Origin of the sequence: Verrucosispora sp. NA02020 (assembly GCF_013364215.1) — a bacterium.
Classification (GTDB): Bacteria; Actinomycetota; Actinomycetes; order Mycobacteriales; family Micromonosporaceae; genus Micromonospora.
Map to the genome: position 1 here is coordinate 1,971,238 of NZ_CP054923.1, position 23,431 is coordinate 1,994,668.

The 23,431-nt window shown below is 72.6% G+C and carries 19 protein-coding genes; 12 read left to right on the plus strand and 7 right to left on the minus strand.

What is annotated here, in order from left to right; genetic code table 11:
• Positions 1-14 precede the first annotated feature (14 nt).
• From HUT12_RS08655 to dapF, 3 genes are read left to right on the plus strand one after another with little or no spacing between them, the layout of a single operon-like run.
• On the plus strand, positions 15-740 hold the full coding sequence (locus tag HUT12_RS08655; RefSeq protein WP_176093043.1) for a class III extradiol dioxygenase subunit B-like domain-containing protein: 726 nt from the start codon (positions 15-17) through the stop codon (positions 738-740).
• Complete coding sequence (gene miaA, locus HUT12_RS08660) at positions 737-1,654, plus strand: tRNA (adenosine(37)-N6)-dimethylallyltransferase MiaA (RefSeq protein WP_176093044.1); 918 nt, start codon at positions 737-739, stop codon at positions 1,652-1,654. The genes HUT12_RS08655 and miaA overlap by 4 nt, the downstream gene beginning before the upstream one ends.
• An 8-nt stretch (positions 1,655-1,662) precedes the next feature.
• Positions 1,663-2,496, plus strand: coding sequence for a diaminopimelate epimerase (gene dapF / locus HUT12_RS08665; RefSeq protein WP_176093045.1), 834 nt, complete (start codon positions 1,663-1,665; stop codon positions 2,494-2,496).
• Positions 2,497-2,715: 219 nt separating this feature from the next.
• Here the strand turns inward: dapF and HUT12_RS08670 are convergent, their stop codons facing one another.
• A complete protein-coding gene (locus tag HUT12_RS08670; RefSeq protein ID WP_131056452.1) occupies positions 2,716-4,188 on the minus strand; it encodes an NAD-dependent malic enzyme in 1,473 nt (490 codons plus the stop codon).
• Between the two features lie 174 nt (positions 4,189-4,362).
• Here HUT12_RS08670 and hflX point away from each other — a divergent pair, with 174 nt between their 5' ends.
• Together hflX and HUT12_RS08680 are read left to right on the plus strand one after the other, a co-directional pair.
• Positions 4,363-5,811: a GTPase HflX gene (hflX, locus tag HUT12_RS08675; RefSeq protein WP_131056455.1), complete on the plus strand. Its 1,449-nt coding sequence runs from the start codon at positions 4,363-4,365 to the stop codon at positions 5,809-5,811.
• A gap of 52 nt (positions 5,812-5,863) precedes the next feature.
• Positions 5,864-7,774: a hypothetical protein gene (locus HUT12_RS08680; protein WP_176093046.1), complete on the plus strand. Its 1,911-nt coding sequence runs from the start codon at positions 5,864-5,866 to the stop codon at positions 7,772-7,774.
• 31 nt (positions 7,775-7,805) lie between these two features.
• Here the strand turns inward: HUT12_RS08680 and lexA are convergent, their stop codons facing one another.
• Complete coding sequence (gene lexA, locus HUT12_RS08685) at positions 7,806-8,588, minus strand: transcriptional repressor LexA (RefSeq protein ID WP_176093047.1); 783 nt, start codon at positions 8,586-8,588, stop codon at positions 7,806-7,808.
• A gap of 566 nt (positions 8,589-9,154) precedes the next feature.
• On the opposite strand from lexA, the gene nrdR reads away from it, so the two are divergent.
• The 3 genes from nrdR (at position 9,155) to HUT12_RS08700 (ending at position 13,195) form a co-directional block, all read left to right on the plus strand.
• Positions 9,155-9,649, plus strand: a complete 495-nt coding sequence (gene nrdR, locus HUT12_RS08690) for a transcriptional regulator NrdR (protein ID WP_176093048.1) — start codon at positions 9,155-9,157, stop codon at positions 9,647-9,649.
• Between the two features lie 65 nt (positions 9,650-9,714).
• Positions 9,715-12,594, plus strand: a complete 2,880-nt coding sequence (locus tag HUT12_RS08695) for a vitamin B12-dependent ribonucleotide reductase (RefSeq protein ID WP_176095699.1) — start codon at positions 9,715-9,717, stop codon at positions 12,592-12,594.
• 361 nt (positions 12,595-12,955) lie between these two features.
• Positions 12,956-13,195, plus strand: a complete 240-nt coding sequence (locus HUT12_RS08700; RefSeq protein WP_176093049.1) for a DUF5522 domain-containing protein — start codon at positions 12,956-12,958, stop codon at positions 13,193-13,195.
• A gap of 55 nt (positions 13,196-13,250) precedes the next feature.
• On the opposite strand, the gene HUT12_RS08705 is transcribed toward HUT12_RS08700, so the two are convergent.
• The gene (locus HUT12_RS08705; protein ID WP_131057812.1) at positions 13,251-13,940 is read right to left on the minus strand and encodes a metal-dependent transcriptional regulator; all 690 of its coding nucleotides are present in this window, start codon (positions 13,938-13,940) and stop codon (positions 13,251-13,253) included.
• 97 nt (positions 13,941-14,037) lie between these two features.
• On the opposite strand from HUT12_RS08705, the gene HUT12_RS08710 reads away from it, so the two are divergent.
• Genes HUT12_RS08710 through HUT12_RS08720 form a run of 3 tightly spaced genes read left to right on the plus strand, consistent with a single transcriptional unit; the run spans position 14,038 to position 18,689 of the window.
• Positions 14,038-14,892 (plus strand): sulfurtransferase, encoded by an 855-nt coding sequence (locus HUT12_RS08710; RefSeq protein ID WP_176093050.1) that lies wholly within the window; start codon positions 14,038-14,040, stop codon positions 14,890-14,892.
• A gap of 37 nt (positions 14,893-14,929) precedes the next feature.
• Positions 14,930-16,111, plus strand: coding sequence for an acetoin utilization protein AcuC (locus HUT12_RS08715; protein ID WP_176093051.1), 1,182 nt, complete (start codon positions 14,930-14,932; stop codon positions 16,109-16,111).
• A 25-nt stretch (positions 16,112-16,136) separates the two neighbouring features.
• Positions 16,137-18,689 (plus strand): bifunctional GNAT family N-acetyltransferase/acetate--CoA ligase family protein, encoded by a 2,553-nt coding sequence (locus HUT12_RS08720; protein WP_254876750.1) that lies wholly within the window; start codon positions 16,137-16,139, stop codon positions 18,687-18,689.
• Between the two features lie 48 nt (positions 18,690-18,737).
• Here HUT12_RS08720 and HUT12_RS08725 read toward each other — a convergent pair whose 3' ends face one another.
• Entirely contained in the window at positions 18,738-19,154 is a 417-nt protein-coding gene (locus HUT12_RS08725; RefSeq protein WP_176093052.1) for a VOC family protein, read from the minus strand.
• Positions 19,155-19,329: 175 nt separating this feature from the next.
• Entirely contained in the window at positions 19,330-20,340 is a 1,011-nt protein-coding gene (gene sigB, locus HUT12_RS08730) for an RNA polymerase sigma factor SigB (RefSeq protein WP_254876751.1), read from the minus strand.
• Between the two features lie 272 nt (positions 20,341-20,612).
• On the opposite strand from sigB, the gene HUT12_RS08735 reads away from it, so the two are divergent.
• Positions 20,613-21,401, plus strand: coding sequence for a sporulation protein (locus HUT12_RS08735; RefSeq protein WP_131054434.1), 789 nt, complete (start codon positions 20,613-20,615; stop codon positions 21,399-21,401).
• 60 nt (positions 21,402-21,461) lie between these two features.
• On the opposite strand, the gene dtd is transcribed toward HUT12_RS08735, so the two are convergent.
• Positions 21,462-21,884, minus strand: coding sequence for a D-aminoacyl-tRNA deacylase (gene dtd / locus HUT12_RS08740; protein ID WP_176093053.1), 423 nt, complete (start codon positions 21,882-21,884; stop codon positions 21,462-21,464).
• On the minus strand, positions 21,884-23,368 hold the full coding sequence (locus HUT12_RS08745; RefSeq protein WP_176093054.1) for a methyltransferase: 1,485 nt from the start codon (positions 23,366-23,368) through the stop codon (positions 21,884-21,886). The genes dtd and HUT12_RS08745 overlap by 1 nt, the downstream gene beginning before the upstream one ends.
• Between the last annotated feature and the right edge of the window lie 63 nt (positions 23,369-23,431).

The following is a 23,431-nucleotide window of genomic DNA, read 5'->3' on the forward strand; positions in this document are numbered from 1 at the left end:
GATACGGTTGCCGGGTGCCACTGGTCGCCGCCGCCGTCTGCCCCCATCCGCCGCTGTTGGTTCCCGAGGTGGCCGGTGCCGCCGCGCCCGAACTGGACGATCTCCGCGTCGCGTGTGACGCCGCCGTCGCCCGGTTGCTCGACTCGGGTGCCCGCGACGTGCTGGTGATCGGTGCCGCCGACCGCACCGCCGATCTCGACCCCCCGTTCCGGGGCAGCTTCGCACCCTGGGGCCTGCCGTGGGAGGTACGCCTCGGCGACGGTGACCGGGCCGGCAGCGACCGCCTGCCGCTCGGCCTGCTCGTCGGCGCCTGGCTACTGAACCGGCAGCCGGTGGCGGCGTCGGCCGGTACGGGCTGGCGGATGTCGACCGTCGCCGCCGACGCGCCGGCCGGGACCTGTGCCGACCTCGGTGCCCGTCTCGTGTCGGACCGACCGTGGGCGCTGCTGGTGATGGGCGACGGGTCGGCCTGCCGGGGTGAGAAGTCCCCTGGTTACGCCGATCCGCGCGCCGAGGCGTACGACGAGACGGTCGGAAGATCCCTCGCCGACGCGGACGCCGAGGCGCTGCTCGGCCTGGACCCCGCCCTGTCCTCGCAGCTCAAGGCCGCCGGGCGGGCGCCCTGGCAGGTGCTCGCCGGTGCGGCGCGGGCGAGCGGCGGCGACTGGCGCGGCGAGCTGCGTCACCACAGCGCGCCCTACGGCGTGGCCTACCTGGTGGCGAACTGGGAGCGGGCATGAGTTCTCTGGGCACGGTGGTCGCGGTGGTCGGGCCGACCGCGGCGGGCAAGTCGGCGTTGAGTATCGCGCTGGCGCACGCGCTCGGCGGCGAGGTGGTCAACGCCGACTCGATGCAGCTCTACCGGGGCCTGGACATCGGCACCGCCAAGCTCACCGTCGCCGAACGGGAGGGCGTGCCGCACCACCTGCTGGACCTCTGGGAGGTGACCGAGCCGGCCAGCGTCGCGGAGTACCAGCGGCTGGCCCGCGCGGCGATCGACGACATCCTGGCCCGAGGCCGCGTACCGCTGCTGGTCGGCGGCTCCGGGTTGTACGTGCGGGCGGTGTTGGAGCGGTTCGAGTTCCCCGGCACCGACCCGGCGCTGCGCGAACGCCTGGAGGGCGAACTGGCCGCCGTCGGCCCGGCACCGCTGTACGCGCGGCTGCGCGCCGTCGACCCGGCGGCGGCGGCCGGCATCCTGCCCGGCAACGGCCGGCGGATCGTCCGGGCGCTGGAGGTGATCGAGCTGACCGGCCGGCCCTTCACCGCCGCGTTGCCGGAGCCGACGCCGTATTATCCCGCCCTCCAGGTCGGCGTCGACCTGGACACCGCCCGGCTGGACGAGCGCATCGCGCTCCGGGTGGACCGGATGTGGGCCGACGGCCTGGTCGCCGAGACCCGCGAGTTGGTCGGCCACGGCCTGGCGCAGGGGCGTACGGCCAGCCGGGCGCTCGGGTACCAGCAGGTGCTGCGCTTCCTCGCCGGTGAGCTGACCGAGACCGAGGCGCACGACGAGACGATCCGGGCCACCCGTCGCTTCGTCCGCCGCCAGCGGTCCTGGTTCCGGCGCGACCCGCGCGTCCGCTGGCTCGACTCGACCGATCCGGGACTGATCGAGGCCGCCGTCGGGACGGTCCGCGCCGCTGCGCCATGATGGAAGGCGTGGAGTTCACCAAGGGACACGGCACCGCCAACGACTTCGTGATCCTGCCCGACCCGGACGGCGCGTTCGACCTCACGCCCGAGCTGGTCGCGACGATCTGCGACCGGCGACGCGGCCTCGGCGGGGACGGTGTGCTGCGGGTGGTCCGCGCCGCCAAGCACCCGGACGGCGCCGCCCTGGCCGGCGAGGCCGAGTGGTTCATGGACTACTGGAACTCCGACGGCTCCTTCGCCGAGATGTGCGGCAACGGCACCCGGGTCTTCGTCCGGTACCTCCTGGAGACCGGGCTGGCCGTCCCCGGCGACGGCGACCTGCCGGTGGCCACCCGCGCCGGCATCGTGCACGCCCGGGTCGACGGCGACACCATCGCCGTCCAGATGCAGCGCCCCCGGTTGTACGCCGCCTCGACCGCCGCCCTGGGCGGTCTGGCCCTGCCCGGCACGGCGGTGGACGTCGGCAACCCGCACCTGGTCTGCCCGCTGCCGGCCGGTCTGGACCTCGCCGCCCTGGACCTGACCCGGGCGCCCCACGTCGACGAGGACCTCTTCCCGCACGGCGTGAACGTCGAGTTCACCGCCGCCGCTGACGCCGTCGACGGCGGTGACCCGCACGTGCTGATGCGGGTCTACGAGCGCGGCTCGGCCGAGACGCTGTCCTGCGGCACCGGCGCGTGCGCGGTCGCCGCCGTCGCGCTGCACGACGCCGGCCGGGAGACCGGCACCGTCGTGGTCGACGTACCCGGCGGCCGTCTCACGGTGACCGTCGACGAGGACTCCTGCTGGCTCTCCGGCCCCGCCGTCCTGGTGGCCGCCGGCACCCTCACCCTCACCTGACCACCCTCGGCACCCCGCCCACGCCGCACCCGCCGGCCCGCCCACGCCGCACCCGCTGGGCCGCGCCGATCATGGAGTTGTGGCTGACGGTATGCCCTCTTCACGTGGGCTCTGTCCGCGCCACAAGTCCATGATCGACGCAAGCCGGCGGTCTCCGGGCAACCCGGCGGTGTGCAGGGCCGGCTAGCGCGGGGTGTCAGGGCCGGGCAACGCCGGGTGTCAGGGGGTGGCGGAGGCGCTGGCGGCGATCTCGGGGAGGTCGGCCGGGCCCGGGTCGGCGACGGGGGGCGGGGTGGCCGCCGGGTTCTGGGCGGCGGCGCGGACGGCGGCGGCCACCGCCGGGGCCACCCGGGAGTCGAAGACACTGGGCACGATGACCGTGGGGTTGATCTTCTCCTCGCCGACCACGTCGGCGATGGCCCGGGCGGCGGCCAGCGCCATCTCCTCGGTGAACTCCTCGGCGTGCGCGTCGAGCATGCCCCGGAACACGCCCGGGAAGGCGAGCACGTTGTTGATCTGGTTCGGCTGGTCGGAGCGGCCGGTGGCGACGACGGCGGCGTGCTTGCGCGCCTCCCGGGGGTCGACCTCCGGGTCCGGGTTGGCCAGCGCGAAGACGATCGAGTCCTTGGCCATGGTGGCGACGTCGTCGCCGGTGAGCAGGTTCGGCGCGCTCACCCCGATGAAGACGTCCGCGCCGTTCAGCGCCCCGGCGAGATCGCCGGAGTAGCCGTCCCGGTTGGTGTTCTCGGCCAGCCACTGCCAGGCCGAGTTGAGGCCGGTCTGGCCGCGGTGCAGAGCGCCCTGCCGGTCGCACGCGATGATGTCGCCGACGCCCCGACGCAGCAGCAGCTTCATGATCGCGGTGCCGGCCGCACCGGCTCCGGAGACCACCACCCGCACGTCGGCGAGCTGCTTGCCCACCACACGCAACGCGTTGGTCAACGCGGCGAGTACGCAGATCGCGGTGCCGTGCTGGTCGTCGTGGAAGACCGGGATGTCCAGCGCCTCGCGCAGTCGCGCCTCGATCTCGAAGCAGCGCGGCGCGGCGATGTCCTCCAGGTTGATCCCGCCGTACGCGGGCGCGATCGCCTTCACGATGGCGACGATCTCGTCGGTGTCCTGGGTGTCCAGCACCACCGGCCAGGCGTCCACGCCACCGAACCGCTTGAACAGCGCCGCCTTGCCCTCCATCACCGGCAGGGAGGCGGCCGGCCCGAGGTTGCCCAGCCCGAGCACGGCCGAACCGTCGCTGACCACGGCGACCGTGTTGCGCTTGATGGTCAACCGCCGGGCGTCGGCCGGGTTCTCCGCGATCGCCTGGCAGACCCGCGCCACCCCCGGGGTGTACGCCCGGGACAGCTCGTCGCGGGTCCGCAGCGCCACCTTCGAGCTGACCTCGATCTTGCCGCCGAGGTGTAGCAGGAAGGTGCGGTCGGAGACCTTGCGCACGTCCACGCCGTCCAGCGCGGTCAGCGCGTCGACGACCTGGTCGGCGTGCCCGGCGTCGGCGGTGTCGCAGGTGAGGTCGACGATCACGTGGGTCGGGTCGGAGTCGACCACGTCCAGTGCGGTGACGATGGCCCCGGCCTCGCCCACGGAGGTGGTCAACCGGCCGATCGAGGACGCATCGGCGGGTACGGCGATCCGGATCGTGATCGAGAATCCGGCACTGGGCAGTCGGGTGGTGGGCACGCGGATCCCCTCCGTCGGCGCTGAACGGCTCGCCCATTTCTACTCGCCCTGCTCGGGAGTCCGGCAGCCGCCCCCGTGTCTGCCCGTTCCGGCGGTGGGCATATAGCAGGTGCACCGGGCGTTGACACATGTCAGGATTGCTCGGTACATGCACAGAACGGACAGGAGAGACGCTTGCGCGACCAGGAGACCCAGGTTCCATTTCCCGACGACGAGCTCGACGCCACCACCGGCCAGTACGAGCTCTCCGAACGGCAGGCATTGCGACGGGTCCCCGGCCTCTCCACCGAGCTGACCGACGTCACCGAGGTCGAGTACCGCCAGCTCCGGCTGGAGCGGGTGGTCCTGGTCGGCGTCTGGACCGAAGGCAGCCAGACCGACGCGGAGAACTCCCTGACCGAGCTGGCCGCGCTGGCCGAGACCGCCGGCTCGCAGGTGCTCGAAGGGCTGATCCAGCGACGCACCCGGCCGGACCCGGCCACCTACATCGGGCGTGGCAAGGTCGACGACCTGGGCTCGGTGGTGCTGTCGGCGGGCGCCGACACGGTCATCTGCGACGGTGAGCTGTCCCCGTCCCAGCTGCGCAACCTGGAGCAGCGCACCAAGGTCAAGGTGGTCGACCGGACGGCGCTGATCCTCGACATCTTCGCCCAGCACGCCAAGAGCAAGGAGGGCCGGGCCCAGGTCGAGCTGGCCCAGCTCGAATACCTCCTGCCCCGCCTGCGGGGTTGGGGCGAGACGCTGTCCCGGCAGACCGGTGGCTCCGGCCGTGGCGGTGGTGCCGGTGGCGGCGTGGGTGTGCGTGGTCCCGGTGAGACCAAGCTGGAGACCGACCGTCGGCGCATCCGCCACCGCATCGCCCGGCTCCGCCGCGAGATCAAGGCCATGCGGACGGTACGCGAGACCAAGCGCGCCCGCCGTTCCCGCAACGCGGTGCCGGCCGTGGCCATCGCCGGTTACACCAACGCCGGCAAGTCGAGCCTGCTCAACCGGCTGACCGGTGCCGGCGTACTGGTCGAGGACGCGCTCTTCGCCACGCTCGACCCGACCACCCGCCGCTCCACCACCGCCGACGGGCGGGTCTACACGCTCTCGGACACGGTCGGTTTCGTCCGGCACCTGCCGCACCAGATCGTCGAGGCGTTCCGCTCGACGCTGGAGGAGGTCGCCGAGGCCGACCTGGTGGTGCACGTGGTCGACGGTGCCCACCCCGACCCGCAGGAGCAGGTCCGGGCCGTGCGCGAGGTGCTCGGCGAGGTCGGCGCCGACCGGCTGCCCGAGCTGTTGGTGGTCAACAAGATCGACGCCGCCGACGAGGAGACCCTGCTGCACCTCAAGCGGCTCTGGCCCGAGGCGATCTTCGTGTCCGCGCACCGTGGTCGCGGCATCGACGACCTGCGGACGGCGATCGAGCAGCGGCTGCCACGCCCGGCGGTGGAGCTGCGGGTGGTGCTGCCGTACGAGCGGGGTGACCTGGTGGCCCGCCTGCACCGACAGGGCGAGGTACTCAGCACCGCGCACCTGCCCGAGGGAACCATGCTGCACGTACGCGTCAACGAGGCGCTCGCTGCCGAACTGACCGCGTACGTCGACGCCTCGCAGGCGGTTCGTGCCGCGCGGTGACCGCCCAGGAGCGTCACCCGAAGGAAACGTGCGCCGTGCGACACTTCCTTCCATGCACCGCACTGTTTCCTCGGTCACGGTTGCGCTCGGCCTGTTCGGGGCCACCGTGGCGGTCACCGGCGTCACTCTCGCCGCACCCGGGTCGTCGCCACCCGCGTACGCGGCATCGCCGGTGACCGATGTCGCCCCGCCGGCCGCATCGACCGACGTGGGGCCGGTGCTCGCCGCCGCGCCGGCGGCGGTGCCGGCTGCCGTCGTGCCGCTCGCGGCGGCGCCCAAGAAGCAGTGTGCGGTCACCGACCCGAGGCTGCGGGAGCTGTCCGGTCTGGTGGTCACCCGTAACGGGTACATCGTGATCAACGACAGCACCGACCAGGACAGCCGCAAGCAGGTCTTCTACCTGAACAAGGACTGCCAGGTCACCCGCGCGGTCCCGTACTCCGGCGCGGGGCCGTTCGACACCGAGGACCTCGCCGTCTCGCCGGACGGCAGGACGTTGTGGATCGCCGACACCGGCGACAACATCACCAGCCGGCAGCGCCGCGAGCGGGTGGCGGTCTGGAGCATGCCGATCAGCGGGAACAAGTCGCCGGTCCTGCACCGGCTGGCGTACCCGGACGGCAAGCCCCGTGACGCCGAGGCGCTGCTGATCGGCAACGACAACCTGCCGCTGATCATCACGAAGGTGACCTCCGGCAAGGCGGAGATCTTCACCGCCGACGGTGCGCTCAAGAGCGGCGACACCGAGCCGGTGCCGATGAAGAAGCTCGGCGACATCGAGCTGCCCAAGACCGACACCGAGAACCCGCTGAGCACGTTCGGGCGGGTGGCGATCACCGGTGCGGCCCGGTCCCCGGACGGTGCCCGGGTGGTGCTGCGCACGTACGCCGACGCCTTCGAGTACGACGTGCAGAACGGCGACCTCGTCGCCGCGCTGACCACCACCACGCCCCGGGTGACCCCGCTGGCCGACCCGTTCGGCGAGGCGATCGCGTACTCGACCGACGGCAAGACCTTCCTGACCGTCTCCGACGCGGGGCATCTCGACGACAACGAGCCGGTCGACATCCTCAGCTACACCCCGTCCACGGAGGGCCCGAAAGACCTGGCCAACGACCCGGACGCGGTGAAGAACGCGGCCGGCCGGTCGTGGTTCGACGGGCTGACCCTGGACGACATCACCTACCTGATCGCCACTGTCGGCGTACTCGGTGCGCTGCTGGTGGGCGCCGGCATCTTCGGCATCCTGCGGGCCCGCAAGCGCCCGACGCCGGCCGCCAAGAGCCGCGACGGCGACGATGACGACGACGACCCGAGCCGCAAGGACGACGCTTTCGGCCCGAAGGACCGTGGTCGGGGCGCGGTGTACGGCGGCGCCCAGTCCGGTGCCGTCTACGGCGGCCCGGCGAAGGGTGGACGGCCGGAGGGCTCGCGGTCGGGAGCGGTCTACGGCGGTGCCCGTCCTGCGGGCGCCAACGGCTCTCGCCCGGCTCAGGGCGGTGGCGTCTACGGCGGTGGTGGCGGTGGCCGCTCCGGCGGCGAGGGTGGCCGGTCGGGTGGCGAGGGCGGACCGGTCTACGGTGGCGGCCGTCCCGGTGGCGGTGGCCGCCCGGCTCAGGGCGGCGGTGGACGCTCCGGCGGCGGCGGGGTCTACGGGGGCGGCGGTGGTCGGGCCGGTGGACCGCCCGGTGGCGGCGGCCGTGGCGGTGGCGGTGCCCCGGGTGGTGGTGGCCGGGCCGGTGGCGCGCCCGGGGGCGGCGGTGGCCGCGCGGGCGGCATGCCCGGCGGTGGGCGGGGCGGTCAGCCTGGTGGTGGAGGCCGTGCGGAGCCCCCTCGACGGGGTGGGCCGGGCGGCGAGCCGGACCATCGGGGCCGGCGTTCCGGCCGCTACCGCGAGGACGGCAACGAGCCGTACGGCCAGATGCCGGGCGGCAACTACGGCTACCGGGGCGACCGGTACTGACCCTGGGGGCCGGTACCGGTCGGGTTACGGTCTAGATCCGGCGCAGCACCGCGACCACTCGCCCCATGATCGTGGCGTCGTCACCGGGGATCGGGTCGAAGGCCGGATTCTGCGGCATCAGCCAGACGTGGCCGTCGCGCCGTCGGTAGGTCTTCACGGTCGCCTCGCCGTCCAGCATGGCGGCGACGATCTCGCCGGAGTCAGCGGTCGGCTGCTGCCGGACGACCACCCAGTCGCCGTCGCAGATCGCCGCGTCGAGCATCGAGTCGCCCTTGACCTGGAGCATGAAGACCTCGCCCTCGCCGACCAGCTCACGGGGGAGCGGGAAGACGTCCTCCATCGACTGTTCGGCGAGGATCGGCCCACCGGCGGCGATCCGGCCGAGCATCGGCACGTACGCGGGGGTGGGGCGCTGCGAACGGGCCAACTCGTCGTCGACGTCGCTTGCGGACCGGACGTCGACCGCGCGGGGGCGATTCGGGTCGCGCCGCAGGAAGCCCTTCTTCTCCAGCTCCTTGAGCTGGTAGGCGACGCTGGACGGGGAGACGAGCCCGACCGCCTCGCCGATCTCCCGCACGCTCGGCGGGTAACCGTGCCGCTCCACCCAGGTGCGGATGAAGTCGAGGATGCGTCGCTGGCGGGCGGTCAGGTCGACCGTCGCCGGGTCGGGGAAACCGCTGACCACCGGCGTCACCGGGCGTACGGCGGGCTGCCCGGAGCGGGCACGGGTGACGCTGCGGCGACGGGCGGCCGGCGGAGCCGCCTCGATGCTCTGCTGCGGGCTCTGCGGCCGGTTGGCCCGGTCCTCGGTCACGTCCGTCCTCCCTGGTCGGCGCTGGGGTGCCTTGGCGGCTCGTGGTGCGCACGGTGATCTGTCGGCCGGTGCGGCGACCATGGTCACCTCCGGCTGTTCATGACCGTATCGGTGAGATCGGTCATTTTCAAACATCTGTACGACCTGTCTCCGCGTGTCGGGGCGGAAAAGCGCGACAGTCGTACGTCCGTTCTGATAAATGGTACGCGTAGTCGAACGTGTGTTCGACCCGGTACGGATTGTCGGTGATCCTGTCCGGTCGGGCGGTAACCCTCGCCACCGGTCCGCGTTGGGCTCTCCGGCTGGGTGGAGAGGGGGTGGCGGATGGGTTGTCGGGTGACGCGCCGGACACGCCGGTCAACTTGACCGCGGATCGCCAGCGACATACGGTCGACCCCTAGATGTAGTAGTCACATTGGCGTAAGTCGCCTACAGGTTGGGTTCGACTACCCACCGCACTTTCCGCACCGCCGAGCCGGCGGCCGTCCTGCGGGCGGCCCCGCCGTCCCTGCGTGCGCCCGGAGGTGGTGGGAGGCGTACCCGAAGTCGATCAAGGAGGTCGGGCGATGCGGTGTCCGTACTGCCGGCACGCCGACTCCCGGGTGGTCGACTCGCGGGAGGCGGACGACGGTCAGTTGATCCGTCGGCGGCGCTCCTGCCCGGAGTGCGGCAAACGGTTCACCACTGTCGAGGAGGCGGTGCTGGCGGTGGTCAAGCGCAGCGGGGTGACCGAGCCGTTCAGCCGTACGAAGATCATCGGCGGAGTGCGCAAGGCGTGCCAGGGGCGACCGGTCGAGGAGGACTCGATCGCGATCCTGGCGCAGCGGGTCGAGGAGACCATTCGCGCCAAGGGGGCCGCCGAGATCCCGAGCCACGAGGTCGGGCTGGTCATCCTGGGTCCCCTGCGGGACCTGGACGAGGTCGCCTACCTACGGTTCGCCAGCGTCTACCGGTCGTTCGACTCGCTCGCCGACTTCGAGCGGGAGATCGAGACGCTGCGGGCCGCCGCGCGCCCGGGAGGGCGACGGGGCCGAGACGGCCCACGCGCAGTGAACGTCTGAGCAGCAGCAGTAGCAGTGACAGTCGGATCACGCGGGGTGCCCGCGTGAGCGAGGGGGCGGATGAGATGTCGGGGGACGGTGTGACAACAAGCAGGTCACGGAACAAGACGAACGCGGGCCTCAAGGTGGAGCGGGTCTGGACCACCGAGGGCGTGCACCCGTACGACGAGGTCGCCTGGGAGCGCCGCGACGTCGTGATGACCAACTGGCGGGACGGCTCGATCAACTTCGAGCAGCGCGGTGTCGAGTACCCGGAGAGTTGGAGCGTCAACGCGGCCAACATCGTGACCACCAAGTACTTCCGGGGCGCGGTGGGCACCCCGGAGCGGGAGTGGTCGCTCAAGCAGCTGATCGACCGGGTGGTCACCACCTACCGCACCGCGGGTGAGGAGTACGGCTACTTCGCCTCCCCGGCCGACGCCGAGATCTTCGCCCACGAGCTGACCTGGATGCTGCTGCACCAGGTGTTCAGCTTCAACTCGCCGGTCTGGTTCAACGTCGGCACGCCGTCGCCGCAGCAGGTCAGCGCCTGTTTCATCCTCGCCGTCGACGACTCGATGGACTCCATCCTCGACTGGTACAAGGAGGAGGGGCTGATCTTCAAGGGCGGCTCCGGCTCCGGCGTCAACCTGTCCCGGATCCGCTCCTCCCGGGAACTGCTCTCCTCCGGCGGCACCGCCTCCGGCCCGGTCAGCTTCATGCGCGGCGCCGACGCGAGCGCCGGCACCATCAAGTCCGGCGGCGCCACCCGGCGAGCGGCCAAGATGGTCATCCTCGACGTCGACCACCCGGACATCGAGGAGTTCGTGGTCACCAAGGCGCGCGAGGAGGACAAGATCCGCGCGCTGCGCGACGCCGGGTTCGACATGGACCTGGGCGGCGCCGACATCGTCAGCGTGCAGTACCAGAACGCCAACAACTCGGTCCGCGTCTCCGACGAGTTCATGGGTGCGGTCGAGCAGGGCGGCGGCTTCGACCTGCGCGGCCGGCTCGACGGCGCGGTGATCGACACCATCGACGCGCAGAAGCTGTTCCGCACCATCTCCCAGGCCGCCTGGGAGTGCGCCGACCCCGGCCTGCAGTACGACGACACCATCAACGACTGGCACACCTGCCCGGAGACCGGCCGGATCACCGCGTCGAACCCGTGCTCGGAGTACCTGCACCTGGACAACTCCTCGTGCAACCTGGCCTCGCTGAACCTGATGAAGTTCCTCCGCGCCGACGGTGGCTTCGAGGTGGAGAAGTTCGTCCGCAGCGTCGAGATGGTCATCACCGCGATGGACATCTCGATCTGCTTCGCCGACTTCCCGACCGAGAAGATCGGCGAGACCACCCGGGCCTACCGGCAGCTTGGCATCGGGTACGCCAACCTGGGCGCCCTGCTGATGGCCTCCGGCCTGCCGTACGACTCGGACCAGGGTCGTTCGCTGTCCGCCGCGATCACCTCGCTGATGACCGGCACGGCGTACCGCCGCTCGGCCGAGCTGGCCGGCATCGTCGGCGCGTACGACGGGTACGCCCGCAACGCCGAGCCGCACAAGCGGGTCATGCGCAAGCACGCCGCCGCCAACGACCAGATCAAGCCGGCCGGCACGGTGGCCACCGCGGTGGTCCGCGAGGCCACCAAGCAGTGGACCCAGGGCAACAAGATCGGCGACCGGAACGGCTGGCGGAACTCGCAGGCCAGCGTGCTCGCGCCGACCGGCACCATCGGCCTGATGATGGACTGCGACACCACCGGCGTCGAGCCGGACCTGGCGCTGGTGAAGTTCAAGAAGCTGGTCGGCGGCGGCTCGATGCAGATCGTCAACCAGACCGTGCCCCGTGCCCTGCGCAGCCTCGGCTACCCCGAGGAGCAGGTCGAGGCGATCGTCGAGCACATCTCCGACCAGGGGCACGTGGTGGACGCCCCCGGCCTGAAGCCGGAGCACTACCCGGTCTTCGACTGCGCCATGGGCGAGCGGTCCATCGCCCCGATGGGCCACGTCCGGATGATGGCGGCGGTCCAGCCGTTCATCTCCGGCGCCATCTCCAAGACGGTCAACATGCCGGAGCAGGCCACCGTCGCCGACGTCGAGAAGATCTACTTCGAGGGCTGGAAGCTCGGCCTCAAGGCGCTGGCGATCTACCGGGACAACTGCAAGGTCGGTCAGCCGCTGTCGGTGGCGAAGAAGAAGACCGCCGAGCCGGAGGCGACCGTCACCGCGGTCGAGCCGGTGGTGGAGAAGGTCGTCGAGTACCGCCCGGTGCGCAAGCGGCTGCCGAAGAAGCGCCCCTCGGAGACCATCTCCTTCTCGGTCGGTGGCGCCGAGGGGTACCTCACCGCCTCGTCCTACCCGGACGACGGCCTCGGCGAGGTCTTCCTCAAGATGTCGAAGCAGGGTTCCACCCTGGCCGGGGTGATGGACGCCTTCTCGGTGGCCATCTCGATCGGCCTGCAGTACGGCGTCCCGCTGGAGACGTACGTCAGCAAGTTCACCAACATGCGCTTCGAGCCGGCCGGCATGACCGACGACCCGGACGTGCGGATGGCCGCCTCGGTGATGGACTACATCTTCCGTCGCCTGGCGCTGGACTTCCTGCCCTACGAGCGCCGTGCCGAGATCGGCATCTTCACCGCCAAGGAGCGGGCCGCCCAGCTCGTCGCCGAGGCGGAGGCGGAGGCCAACGGCACGGACCTCACGGCCATGGCCGCGTCCGCCCCGGTCGAGGCCAAGCCGGAGGAGCCGAAGAGCGGCCCGGTCGCCCAGCCGGCTCAGGAACTCGCCGACGCCGCCGCGATCAAGCCGGCACCGTCGGTCGGTTCCAGCACCGAGTTGCTGGAGGCCGTGATCGGCAAGGCCGCCGACGCGCCGCTCTGCTTCACCTGCGGTACGAAGATGCGCCCGGCCGGTAGCTGCTACGTCTGCGAGGGCTGCGGCTCCACCAGCGGCTGCAGCTGACGACGAGCACCGAGGAGCCCCGGGCGCACACGCGTCCGGGGCTCCTCACGTCCCCCGCCCCGCCCGCCCCGCCCGCCCCACCCGCCCCGCCCGCCCCACCCGCCCCACCCGCCCCGCCCGCCCCGCCCGCCCCACCCGCGCCATCCCCCCCGACCAACCCCACCCCGCGCCCAGCCCGTCGATCATGGGGTCATGGTGGGGATGAAACTGGGCAATCGGGTGCTTCTCGGGTGCCGTAAGTCCATGATCGGCGAGCTCCCGGCGGGCCGGGCTGCGACCCGGGACGCGGCGGGTGGGCCGAGGTGCGGCGGGGCGGCGGGCGGGGCCGGGTGAAGGGCGGTGGCTGCCTAGACTGCGCGGGATGAGTGGAGAGCGACGACCTCTGGCGGCGCGGCCCCTGACCGAGCCGCACCCGTCGCGGCTGTCGCTCGGGCACCCCGGCCGGGAGCAGATCATCGCCGCGCACGACGCGGCACTGGCCGCCGGGGACGCCGGTTACCTCGACCCGGACACCGGGCTGTTCGTACTCAGTGCCGGCTTCCTGGCCCGCCGGGGAACGTGCTGCGGGCGGGGTTGCCGGCACTGCCCGTACGTGGAGTGAAAACGGTCAGGCCGTACATGGAGTGAAACGGTCAGGCCGTAGGTGGAGTGAACGGTCAGGCAGCGGCGACGAAGACCCGGGAGGCGACCTCGCGGGGCAACCGGACGCTCTCGCCGGAACGGTCGATCGACACGCCGTCGCGTTCCTGCGCCACGGTGACCGTGGCCCCCGGGTCGACCCCGGCGGCGTGCAGTTGGCGGAGGACCTCGGCGTCGGTCTGCACGCTCTCGCAGATCCGCCGGACGATCACCTTGCCGCTCAGGCCGGGGAAGGCGAGGTTGCGCTCGCTCTCGGCCAGCTCCGGCTCGGTCTGCGTGGGTGGACCGAGCTCGTCCAGGCCCGGGATCGGGTTGCCGTACGGCGACCGGGTGGGCCGGTTGAGCAGGTCGTAGACCCGCTTCTCGACCGCGTCGCTCATCACGTGCTCCCACCGGCAGGCCTCTTCGTGAGCCTCCTCGTAGGGCATCCCGATCACGTTGACCAGCAGCAACTCGGCGAGCCGGTGCTTGCGCATCACCGAGACGGCGGTGGCGCGGCCGAGGTCGGTGAGTGTGAGGTGCCGATCGCCCTCCACGGTGAGCAGGCCGTCGCGTTCCATCCGGGCGACGGTCTGGCTGACGGTGGGGCCGCTCTGGCGCAACCGTTCAGCGATCCGGGCGCGTAGCGGCGGCACTCCCTCCTCTTCGAGTTCGAGGATGGTGCGCAGGTACATTTCGGTCGTATCGACCAAGTCGTGAGACTTCATGGTGTCAGCGGCCCTCCGGCATCGATGGTACCCTGCCGCGCCCCGATCGATGGTCACCGAACCACCGCCGTCGTCACTGATGGTGTTGACTGGGTGCATGTCCGGTACAGACGATCTTCTGGTCGGGGCGCGGGCGCTCGCCGCCGAACTCGACGCGGCCGAACCGCCCACCCTGCTCGACGTACGGTGGCGGCTGGCCGGCCCACCCGGCCGGGACGACTACGCGGCCGGGCACGTTCCGGGCGCGGTCTTCGTCGACCTGGACACCGCGCTCTGCGGTCCGCCCGGTCGATCGGGCCGGCATCCCCTGCCCGATCCGGCGGCGCTCGAAGCGGCCCTGCGGTCCGCCGGGGTCCGCGACGGTCGTCCCGTGGTGGTGTACGACGGCGGCGACGGCATGGCCGCCGCCCGCGCCTGGTGGACGCTGCGCTGGGCGGGCCACCGGCCGGTACGCCTGCTCTCCGGTGGCTACCCGGCCTGGCTGGCTGCCGGCCTGCCCACCAGCGACGACGTGCCGACGCCCGAGCCCGGTGACGTGACCGTGCGCCCGGGTGCGCTGCCGGTGCTCGACGCCTCGGCCGCCGCCCGGCTGGCCGCCGGTGACGGGGTGCTGCTCGACGTGCGCGCCGCCCCGCGCTACCGGGGCGAGCAGGAGCCGGTCGACCCGGTCGCCGGGCACGTCCCCGGCGCGGTGAACGTGCCCGCGCCCGAGTACGTCACCGACGGCCGCTTCCCCGCCGCCGAGGCGCTGCGGGACCGGTTCGCCGCAGCCGGGGTGGCCGCCGGGGTGCCGGTCGGGGCGTACTGCGGCTCGGGGGTGACCGCCGCGCAGGCCGTCCTCGCGTTGCATGTGGCCGGACGTCCGGACGCCGCGCTCTATGTCGGCTCGTGGAGCGAGTGGGTGGCCGACCCGGAGCGACCGGTGGCCACCGGCCCGGGGTCGACCGCCTGATCAGGCCGGTTGCCCGGTCGCGTGCGACCATGGGCAGATGTCCGACGACACGGTGGTGATGTGGGACGAGTCGCTGCTCGCCTACGACCTCGGCGACCACCCGCTCGATCCGGTCCGGGTGGAGCTGACCCTGGCGCTCGCGTGGGAACTCGGCGTGCTGCACCGGCCCGGGGTCCGCATGGTCAAGCCGTACCCGGCCGACGACGAACTGCTCGGTCGGGTCCACGACCCGCGCTACCTGGGCGCGGTCCGGATGGCGCCGCGCGAGCCGTTCTTCACCGGCTTCGGCCTGGGCACCTCGGACAACCCGGTCTTCGAGGGGATGCACGAGTCGAGCGCGTTGATCGCCGGGGCGACGGTGGCCGCCGCCGAGGCGGTGTGGCGCGGCCAGGCCCGGCGCGCGGTCAACGTGGCCGGCGGCCTGCACCACGCCATGACCGACCGGGCGGCCGGGTTCTGCGTCTACAACGACCCGGCGGTGGCCATCGCCCGGCTGCTCGACCTGGGCGCGGAGCGCATCGCGTACGTCGACGTCGACGTGCACCACGGCGACGGGGTGCAGCAGATCTTCTGGGACGACCCGAGGGTGCTGACCGTCAGCCTGCACGAGACACCGCTCGCACTCTTCCCCGGCACCGGGTTCCCCGACGAGACGGGCGGCCCGAACGCCGCCGGCACGGCGGTCAACGTCCCGCTGCCGCCAGGGGTGGAGGACGCCGGCTGGCAACGCGCCTTCCACGCGGTCGTGCCGTCGGTGCTGCGCGCGTTCCGCCCGCAGGTGCTGTTCACCCAGTGCGGTGCGGACGCCCACCGCGTCGACCCGCTTGCCGACCTGCATCTGTCGGTGGACGGTCAGCGCGCCACCTACCTGGCGTTGCGGGCGCTCGCCGACGAGTTGTGTGACGGGCGGTGGGTGGCCACCGGTGGCGGCGGGTACGCGCTCGTCGAGGTGGTGCCCCGGGCCTGGACGCATCTGCTCGCGGTGGCCACCGGCGCGCCGTTGGACCCGGCGACGCCGACCCCGCCGGGCTGGCGGGATCTGGCCCGGGCCCGGCGTCCCGGCACCGACATCCCGTTGCGGATGACCGACGACGTCGACCCGAGCTACGAGCCGTGGCAGCCCACCGGCGAGCCGAACCCGGTGGACCGGGCCATCGCGGCCACCCGGAAGGCGGTCTTCCCGCTGCTCGGCCTCGACCCACACGATCCCCGCGACTGAGTCGGCCGGGGGAGGGCCGCCCGAGGTGACCAGAACCGAACCAGTCGTCGACGTGCTGCTCAGTGACGGCAGCACCGTCCAGTTGCGACCGATCCGTCCCACCGACGCGCCGGCGATCGTCGAGATGCACGCCCGGTTCTCCGAGCGCACCCGGTACCTGCGGTACTTCTCGCCGTACCCGCGCATTCCCGAACGGGACCTGCACCGCTTCGTCAACGTCGACCACCGCGACCGGGAGGCGTTCGTGGTGCTGGCCGGCGACCGGATCGTCGCCGTCGGCCGGTACGAGCGGCTGGGCCCGGCCTCGCCCGACGCCGAGGTCGCGTTCGTGGTCGAGGACGCCTACCAGGGCCGGGGCATCGGCTCGGTGCTGCTGGAACACCTCGCCGACGCGGCCCGCCGCAGCGGGATCGTCAACTTCGTGGCCGAGGTGCTGCCGGCCAACGGCGCGATGCTGCGGGTCTTCGCCGACTTCGGCTACCAGATCCAACGCCAGTTCGCCGACGGCGTGGTGCACCTGACCTTCCCGATCGCGCCCACCGAGGCGACCCTGGAGGTGCAGCGGGGGCGGGAGCACCGCACCGAGGCCCGGTCCATCGCCCGGCTGCTCGCCCCGCGTGGCGTGGTCGTCTATGGCGCCAGCGCCACCGGCCAGGGCGTCGGCGCGGCCGTGCTCGGGCACCTGCGCGACGGCGGGTTCACCGGGTCGGTGGTGCCGGTGCACCCGAGCGCCGCCCGGGTCGCCGGGCTGCCCGCGTACCCGTCGGCGGTCGACGCCGACCTGCCGGTGGACCTGGCCGTGGTGGCGGTGCCGCCGGAGTCGGCGCCCGAGGTGGTCGCGGACGCCGCCGCGGCCGGCGTACACGGCCTGGTGGTCATCTCGGCGGGCTTCGCCGAGGCCGGGATGGCCGGCGCCGCCGCGCAGCGCACGCTGGTGCGTGCGGCCCACGCGGCGGGCATGCGGGTGATCGGCCCCAACTGCCTCGGGGTGGCCAACACCGACCCGGCGGTACGCCTCAACGCCACCCTCGCCCCCCGACTGCCGGAGCCCGGCCGGGTCGGCATCTTCAGCCAGTCCGGCGTGTTCGGGGTGGCGCTGCTGGCCGAGGCGGACCGGCGCGGGCTGGGCGTCTCCAGCTTCGTCTCGGCCGGCAACCGGGCCGACGTCTCCGGCAACGACCTGTTGCAGTACTGGCAGGACGATCCGGCCACCGACGTGATCATGTTGTACCTGGAGACGTTCGGCAACCCGCGCAAGTTCGCCCGGCTGGCCCGGCGGATCGGTCGCGACAAACCGGTGGTGGCGTTGGCGTCCCCGGCCCGCCCGCCCGGACTGGGCGACTCCGCCGGCCCGGACGAGACGGCGGTGAGCGCCCTGTTCGCCCAGTCCGGGGTGATCCGGGTGGACACCGTGGCCGAGCTGCTCGACGTCGGGACGCTCCTGGCCAACCAGCCGCTACCGGCCGGGAACCGGGTCGGCGTGGTCGGCAACTCCTCGGCGTTGGCCGGGCTGGCGGCCACCGCCTGTGCGGCACAGGGCCTCCGGGTCGCGCCGGGCTACCCTTGTGACGTCGGCCCCCGGGCCAGTGCCGCCGAGTTCGGTGCGGCGCTCGCCGGGGCCGCCGCCGACGACTCGGTCGACGCGCTGGTGGTCCTCTTCGCACCACCGTTGCCGGGGCAGCTCACCGGCACCGAGGCCGACTTCGCCGCCGCGCTCGCCGTCCCGGCGGCCGACAAACCGATGGTGGCCACCTTCCTGGTCGGGCGGGCCCCGGCGGGAACACCGGCCTACCCGAGCGTGGAGGAGGCGGTACGCGCGCTGGCCCGGGTCACCGCGTACGCGGACTGGCGGCGTCGTCCGGCCGGCGTCCTGCCCGAGCTTCCCGACGTCGATCCGGTGGCGGCGCAGGTGGCGCTGCGTGCTGACGGAGGCGACCCGGAGGCGCTGCTCGCCGCGTACGGCATCGACGTGGTCGAGTCGGCACGGGTCGACTCGGTCGACGCGGCGGTCGACGCGGCGACGCGATTCGGCTTCCCGGTGGCCCTCAAGGCCGCCGCCGGTGGACTGCGGCACCGCCTCGACCTCGGTGCCGTCCGCCTGGACCTGCCCGACGCCGACACGGTCCGCCGCGCGTACGCCGAACTGGCCGCCGCGTTCGGCGCGGACGCGCTGGTGCAGCCGATGGTGCCGCCCGGGGTGGCCTGTGTGGTGGAGCTAGTCGAGGATCCCGCGTTCGGGCCGGTGGTGGGCTTCGGTCTCGGCGGGGTCGCCACCGACCTGCTCGGCGACCGCGCCTGGCGGGCGGTGCCGCTGACCGACCGGGACGCCACCGAGCTGGTGGACGCCCCACGGGCGGCCCCGCTGCTGCGGGGCCACCGGGGCGCCGCACCGGTGGACCGGGCGGCCCTGGCCGACCTGCTGCTGCGCATCGGGCGGCTCGCCGACGAGCAACCCCGGGTACGCGCACTGACGCTGAATCCGGTGCTGGCCCGCCCGGACGGGCTGTCCGTGCTGCACGCCTCGGTCCGCACCGGCTCGGCTGCCGCCCGCCCCGACACCGGCCCCCGCCGTTTGTGAAAGGAAGGGCCCCCTACTAACGCCTCGTGTATAGCAGGGGACCCCTCCTTACATCCCGGCCGGGCGGGCGGAGATCTGCTGGACCGCCCACGAGTTGCCGTCCGGGTCGTCGAAGAAGACGAAGCCGACGTTGTCCAACGGGTGCGGTGTCGGGCTGGGGTTCTGCCCGAGCACCTGGATCTCGCTCACCTGGACACCGCGCTCGCTCAGCTCGGCGCGGGCCTTCTCCAGGTCCGGCACGACGAGTTGGAGACCCTTGAGCGAGCCGGGCGGCATGTAGGGCAGCGGCCCGGCGCCGATCACGATCGAACAGCCCGAGCCGGGCGGGGTGAGTTGCACGATGCGGGCGTCGTCACCCATCACCGTGTCGTGGTCCACGGTGAAGCCGACCTGGTCGGCGTAGAACGCCTTGGCCCGGTCCACGTCGGAGACCGGTACGACGACCACTTCCAACGTCCAGTTCACGATCAGTCCTCCTGATGTCCTCGTCGGCGGCTCCGACGCTGTGCACCCACTCTGGACGACCGGCGCCCGTTCGGCCCGCGCGACACGAGCCGTAGCCCGCTGGGCACCCAACGAGGCCGGGGACACACGACATCGGCCCCGGCGCACCGCCGGGGCCGATCGCACACCAGTCACGTCAGGAGGCGTACGCCTCCAGCCGCTGCGCCCGCTCCGGGGCCCGCAGCTTCAGCAGCGTCACCTTCTCGATCTGCCGGATCCGCTCGCGGGACAGTCCGAACTCGCGGCCGACCTCGTCCAGGGTACGCTGCCGGCCGTCGTCGAGCCCGAAGCGCAGCCGGATCACGGCCTGCTCGCGCTGGGAGAGCGTGGCCAACACGATGCTCACCTCGTTGCGCAGCTCCCCCTGGGCGGCGGTGTCGCCCGGTCCGCCGGCCGGGTCGACGGAGGCGACGAAGTCACCGAGTGCGCTCTCCCCGTCCTCGCCGACGGCCTGGTCCAGGCTGACCGGCTCCCGGTCGTACGAGATCAGCTCGATCACCTGGTACTCGGGTACGTCCAGCGCGCGGGCCACCTCGGCGACCGTGGGTTCCCGACCCAGCGAGACGGACAGCTCGCGGCGGGCCCGGACCATCCGGTTGACCTGCTCGACCATGTGTACCGGGATGCGGATGGTGCGGGCCTGGTCGGCCATGGCGCGGGTGATGGCCTGGCGGATCCACCAGGTGGCGTAGGTGGAGAACTTGTAGCCCTTGGTGTAGTCGAATTTCTCGACGGCGCGGATGAGGCCGAGGTTGCCTTCCTGGATGAGGTCGAGGAAGGCCATGCCACGGCCGGTGTACCGCTTGGCGATGCTCACCACGAGGCGCAGGTTCGCCTCCAGCAGGTGGTTCTTGGCGGCCCGGCCCTGCTGCGCGACCACTTCCAGGTCTGCGTGCAGGCCGGCCGAGACCGGGGTGCAGGTGGACAGCTTCTCCTCGGCGAACAACCCGGCCTCGATCCGCTTCGCCAGGTCGACCTCTTCGGCCGCGGTGAGCAGCTTGGTCCGGCCGATCCCGTTGAGGTATGCGCGAACCAGGTCGGTGGAGACGCCACGTTCGTCGGTGGCGTCCAGGTCGGTAAGGGTGTCGACGCCGTGCTCCGCCTCGGTGCCGGCGCGCATCCGGTGCTCCATCATCTGCAGGGCCATCTCTGTCTCTCCCCGTTTCCACGTCCGTGCCGTGTCGCCCCGGCCCAGTAGCCGCCGGTGAGACACAGCTTGGCGGGTGGGGCGTAAAACGGGAGTGAGGCGATCGGAGAACCGACAGTGACCGTTCCGTTACCCCCTCCTTGCGGGTCGGTGTACGGGTTCGGCAGATGCGACTTGGCGGCGCCGGTTACCGTGCCAGCGGTCGGCCGTCGGGCCGACGCAACCCCGTACCCCGGGTGCCGGGGTCGGGCGACCAAGCGACGGAGGCAATGGTGGTCTTCAAGCGGCTCATGCAGGCGATGGGAGTCGGCGGCCCGTCCGTGGAGACGGTGCTGACGAACCCGAACTGCCGGCCGGGCGGTGAGCTGACGGGCACCATCGCGGTGACCGGTGGCGAGCACGGGGTGGACGTCTCGTACGTGGCTCTGGGCCTGATGACGCGGGTCGAGGTGGAGAGCGGCGACAACGAGTACGCGACGAACCAGGAGTTCCACCGGCAGCAGGTGACCGGCCCGTTCCGCCTCGAACCCGGGCAGCGCTACGACGTACCGTTCCGGTTTCCGGTGCCCTGGGAGACCCCGGTGACCGAGCTGTACGGGCAGCGCCTGCACGGCATGACGATGGGGCTGCGCACCGAGCTGGAGGTGGCCCGCGCACTGGACAAGGGTGACCTGGACCCGGTGGCGGTGCATCCGCTGCCGGCGCAGGAGCGGTTGCTGGAGGCGCTGCTGCGGCTCGGTTTCCGGTTCGCCCGGGCCGACGTCGAGCGGGGGCACATCTACGGCGTGCACCAGACGCTGCCGTTCTACCAGGAGATCGAGTTCTACCCCGCGCCGCAGTACGCGGGTGCGATGAAGCAACTGGAGGTCACCTTCGTCGCCGATCCCCGGCAGATGCAGGTGGTGTTGGAGCTGGACAAGCGTGGCGGCCTGCTGACCGAGGGCCGGGACGTCTTCGGCCGCTTCACCGTCGACTACGCCACGATGGACCGTACGGACTGGGCGGCGCAGCTCGACGGGTGGCTGCGTCAGTCCCTGCAACGCCGGGGCCTCTTCGGCTGACCGGAGACCACGGGCGGGCGGGCGACGTGGTGCGACGCCCGCCCGCCGCGTGGTCGCGCTTCAGAGGTCGAGGAGGATGGTGCGGGGCCCGACGTTGACGCTCTCGACCAGCATGTGCGTCCGGAATCGGCCGGTGGCGACCGTCGCGCCGCGTTGACGCAGCGCCTCGACCACCGCGTCGACCAGGGGTTCGGCCACCTCGGCGGGGGCCGCTGCGGTCCAGCTCGGACGGCGTCCCTTGCGGGCGTCGCCGTAGAGCGTGAACTGGCTGACCACCAGGATCGGCGCCCCGACGTCGGCGGCGGACCGCTCCTCGTCCAGGATGCGCAGCTCGTACACCTTGCGGGCCAGCGTCCGGGCGGTCTCGGCGGTGTCCGTGTGCGTCACCCCGACGAGCACCAGCAGCCCGTCGTCGACCGCGCCGACCACCTCGCCGTCCACGGTGACGCTGGCCCGTCCGACGGTCTGCACCACGGCCCGCATCAGGACCGCACCGGCTCGATGAAGCCGCGTTCGACCAGGTGCGCCACGATCGGTCCGGCGGCCTCGGCGAGCTCGTCCGGCGTCACGTCGTGCGCGACGGCGAGCAGCGCGATCTGGTCGCGCAGCGGCAGGCGTCCGTCGGCGCCACCCACCAGCGCGAGGACGAGTGGATCGATCTCCTCGGTCCAGCGCAGCCCGTGCGGCATGGTGAGGACCTGTCGGTCGACGCCCCAGCCCTCCGTGCCCATGGTCGCCTCCTGCCGCAGCTGGAGCCCGTCGGCGGCCCGGTAGCGGGCGTCCAGCAGCCCGTCGGTGCCCTGCCGGCGCAGCCAGTCCTGCCGGTCGAACCAGGTCGCGACCCGGTCGCCCATCGGGGCCTCCACCCGCTGCCGCAGGTCCTCCACCCGCAGCACCGGGTCGTCGTGCCCGCTCCGGCGCAGCGAGACGACGCCGAAGCCGATCGCCTCGACCTTGTGGGCGTCGAACCAGTCCAGCCAGTCGGCCATCCGCTGCGGGTCGGCCGACTCGCCGACGTCGGTCAGCCAGAGGTTGACGTACGCCATCGGGTCGGCGACCTCGCGCTGGATCACCCAGGCGTCCAGACCGGTCCCGGCGAACCAGCCGGCCACCCGCTCGCCCCAGTCCTCGCCGGCCACGTGCACCCAGTTCGCGAGGTACTGCATGGTGCCGCCCTCGGTGAGCAGGCCGTCGGCGGCGGCGGCCAGTTCGGCGCCGATCGCGTCGCCGACCCGGCCCGAGTCGCGGTAGACGTGCGTGGTGGTGCCCGGCCCGACCACGAAGGGCGGGTTGCTGACCACCAGGTCGAAGCGCCGTCCGGCGACGGGCTGCACCATGTCGCCGCGCAGCAGCTCCCACTGCTGGCCGTTGAGCGCGGCCGTGGTGGCGGCGAACCGCAGCGCCCGCCGGGAGACGTCGGTGGCGGTCACCTGCCGGGCGTGCGTACCCAGGTGCAGGGCCTGCACGCCGGAGCCGGTGCCCAGGTCGAGCGCGCTCTGCACCGGCTGCCGGACGGCCGCGCCGATCATCGTCTGGGTCGCCCCGCCGATGCCCAGCACGTGCTCGGCGTGCAGGGGCCGACCGGGGCGGGCGCTTGCCGGCACGTCGGCCAGCACCCACCAGTCGTCGCCGTACGGTTCGAGGTCCAGCCCCATCCGCAGCCCGTCGCCGTACCGTTCGACAAGCCCGGCGGCGAGCGCCTCGTCGATCGACAGCGGCGCGAGCGCGGCGGCGACGGCGGCCTCCGGCTCGGTCTGCTCGCAGATGAAGACCCGGATCAGGGTGTCGAGCGGCTCGCCGTCGGTGGTGGCGCGCAGCGCGGCCCGGAAGTCGTTACGGGCCACCCCGCCGGTGGCCTGCGGGCCGAGCCGGGCGGCGATGCCGTTGGCGGTGAAGGCGGCTCGCGTCAACGCGGTCCGCAGCGCCTCGACGCCGGCGGGGGAGAGCAGCATGTCGTGTCCGTCCACACCGCCATCCTGCCTGGTGACGTCGGGGCGGGGAGCGGGTGCCCGTGACAATCTCAGTCAATC

Coding starts and splice junctions, on each gene's coding strand:
- HUT12_RS08700 (WP_176093049.1), top strand. CDS start 12,956: ATGAGTGGAGAGCGACGACCTCTGGCGGCGCGGCCCCTGACCGAGCCG.
- HUT12_RS08710 (WP_176093050.1), top strand. CDS start 14,038: ATGTCCGGTACAGACGATCTTCTGGTCGGGGCGCGGGCGCTCGCCGCC.
- HUT12_RS08705 (WP_131057812.1), bottom strand. CDS start 13,940: ATGAAGTCTCACGACTTGGTCGATACGACCGAAATGTACCTGCGCACC.
- HUT12_RS08715 (WP_176093051.1), top strand. CDS start 14,930: ATGTCCGACGACACGGTGGTGATGTGGGACGAGTCGCTGCTCGCCTAC.
- sigB (WP_254876751.1), bottom strand. CDS start 20,340: ATGGCCCTGCAGATGATGGAGCACCGGATGCGCGCCGGCACCGAGGCG.
- nrdR (WP_176093048.1), top strand. CDS start 9,155: ATGCGGTGTCCGTACTGCCGGCACGCCGACTCCCGGGTGGTCGACTCG.
- HUT12_RS08695 (WP_176095699.1), top strand. CDS start 9,715: ATGTCGGGGGACGGTGTGACAACAAGCAGGTCACGGAACAAGACGAAC.
- HUT12_RS08680 (WP_176093046.1), top strand. CDS start 5,864: ATGCACCGCACTGTTTCCTCGGTCACGGTTGCGCTCGGCCTGTTCGGG.
- dtd (WP_176093053.1), bottom strand. CDS start 21,884: ATGCGGGCCGTGGTGCAGACCGTCGGACGGGCCAGCGTCACCGTGGAC.
- miaA (WP_176093044.1), top strand. CDS start 737: ATGAGTTCTCTGGGCACGGTGGTCGCGGTGGTCGGGCCGACCGCGGCG.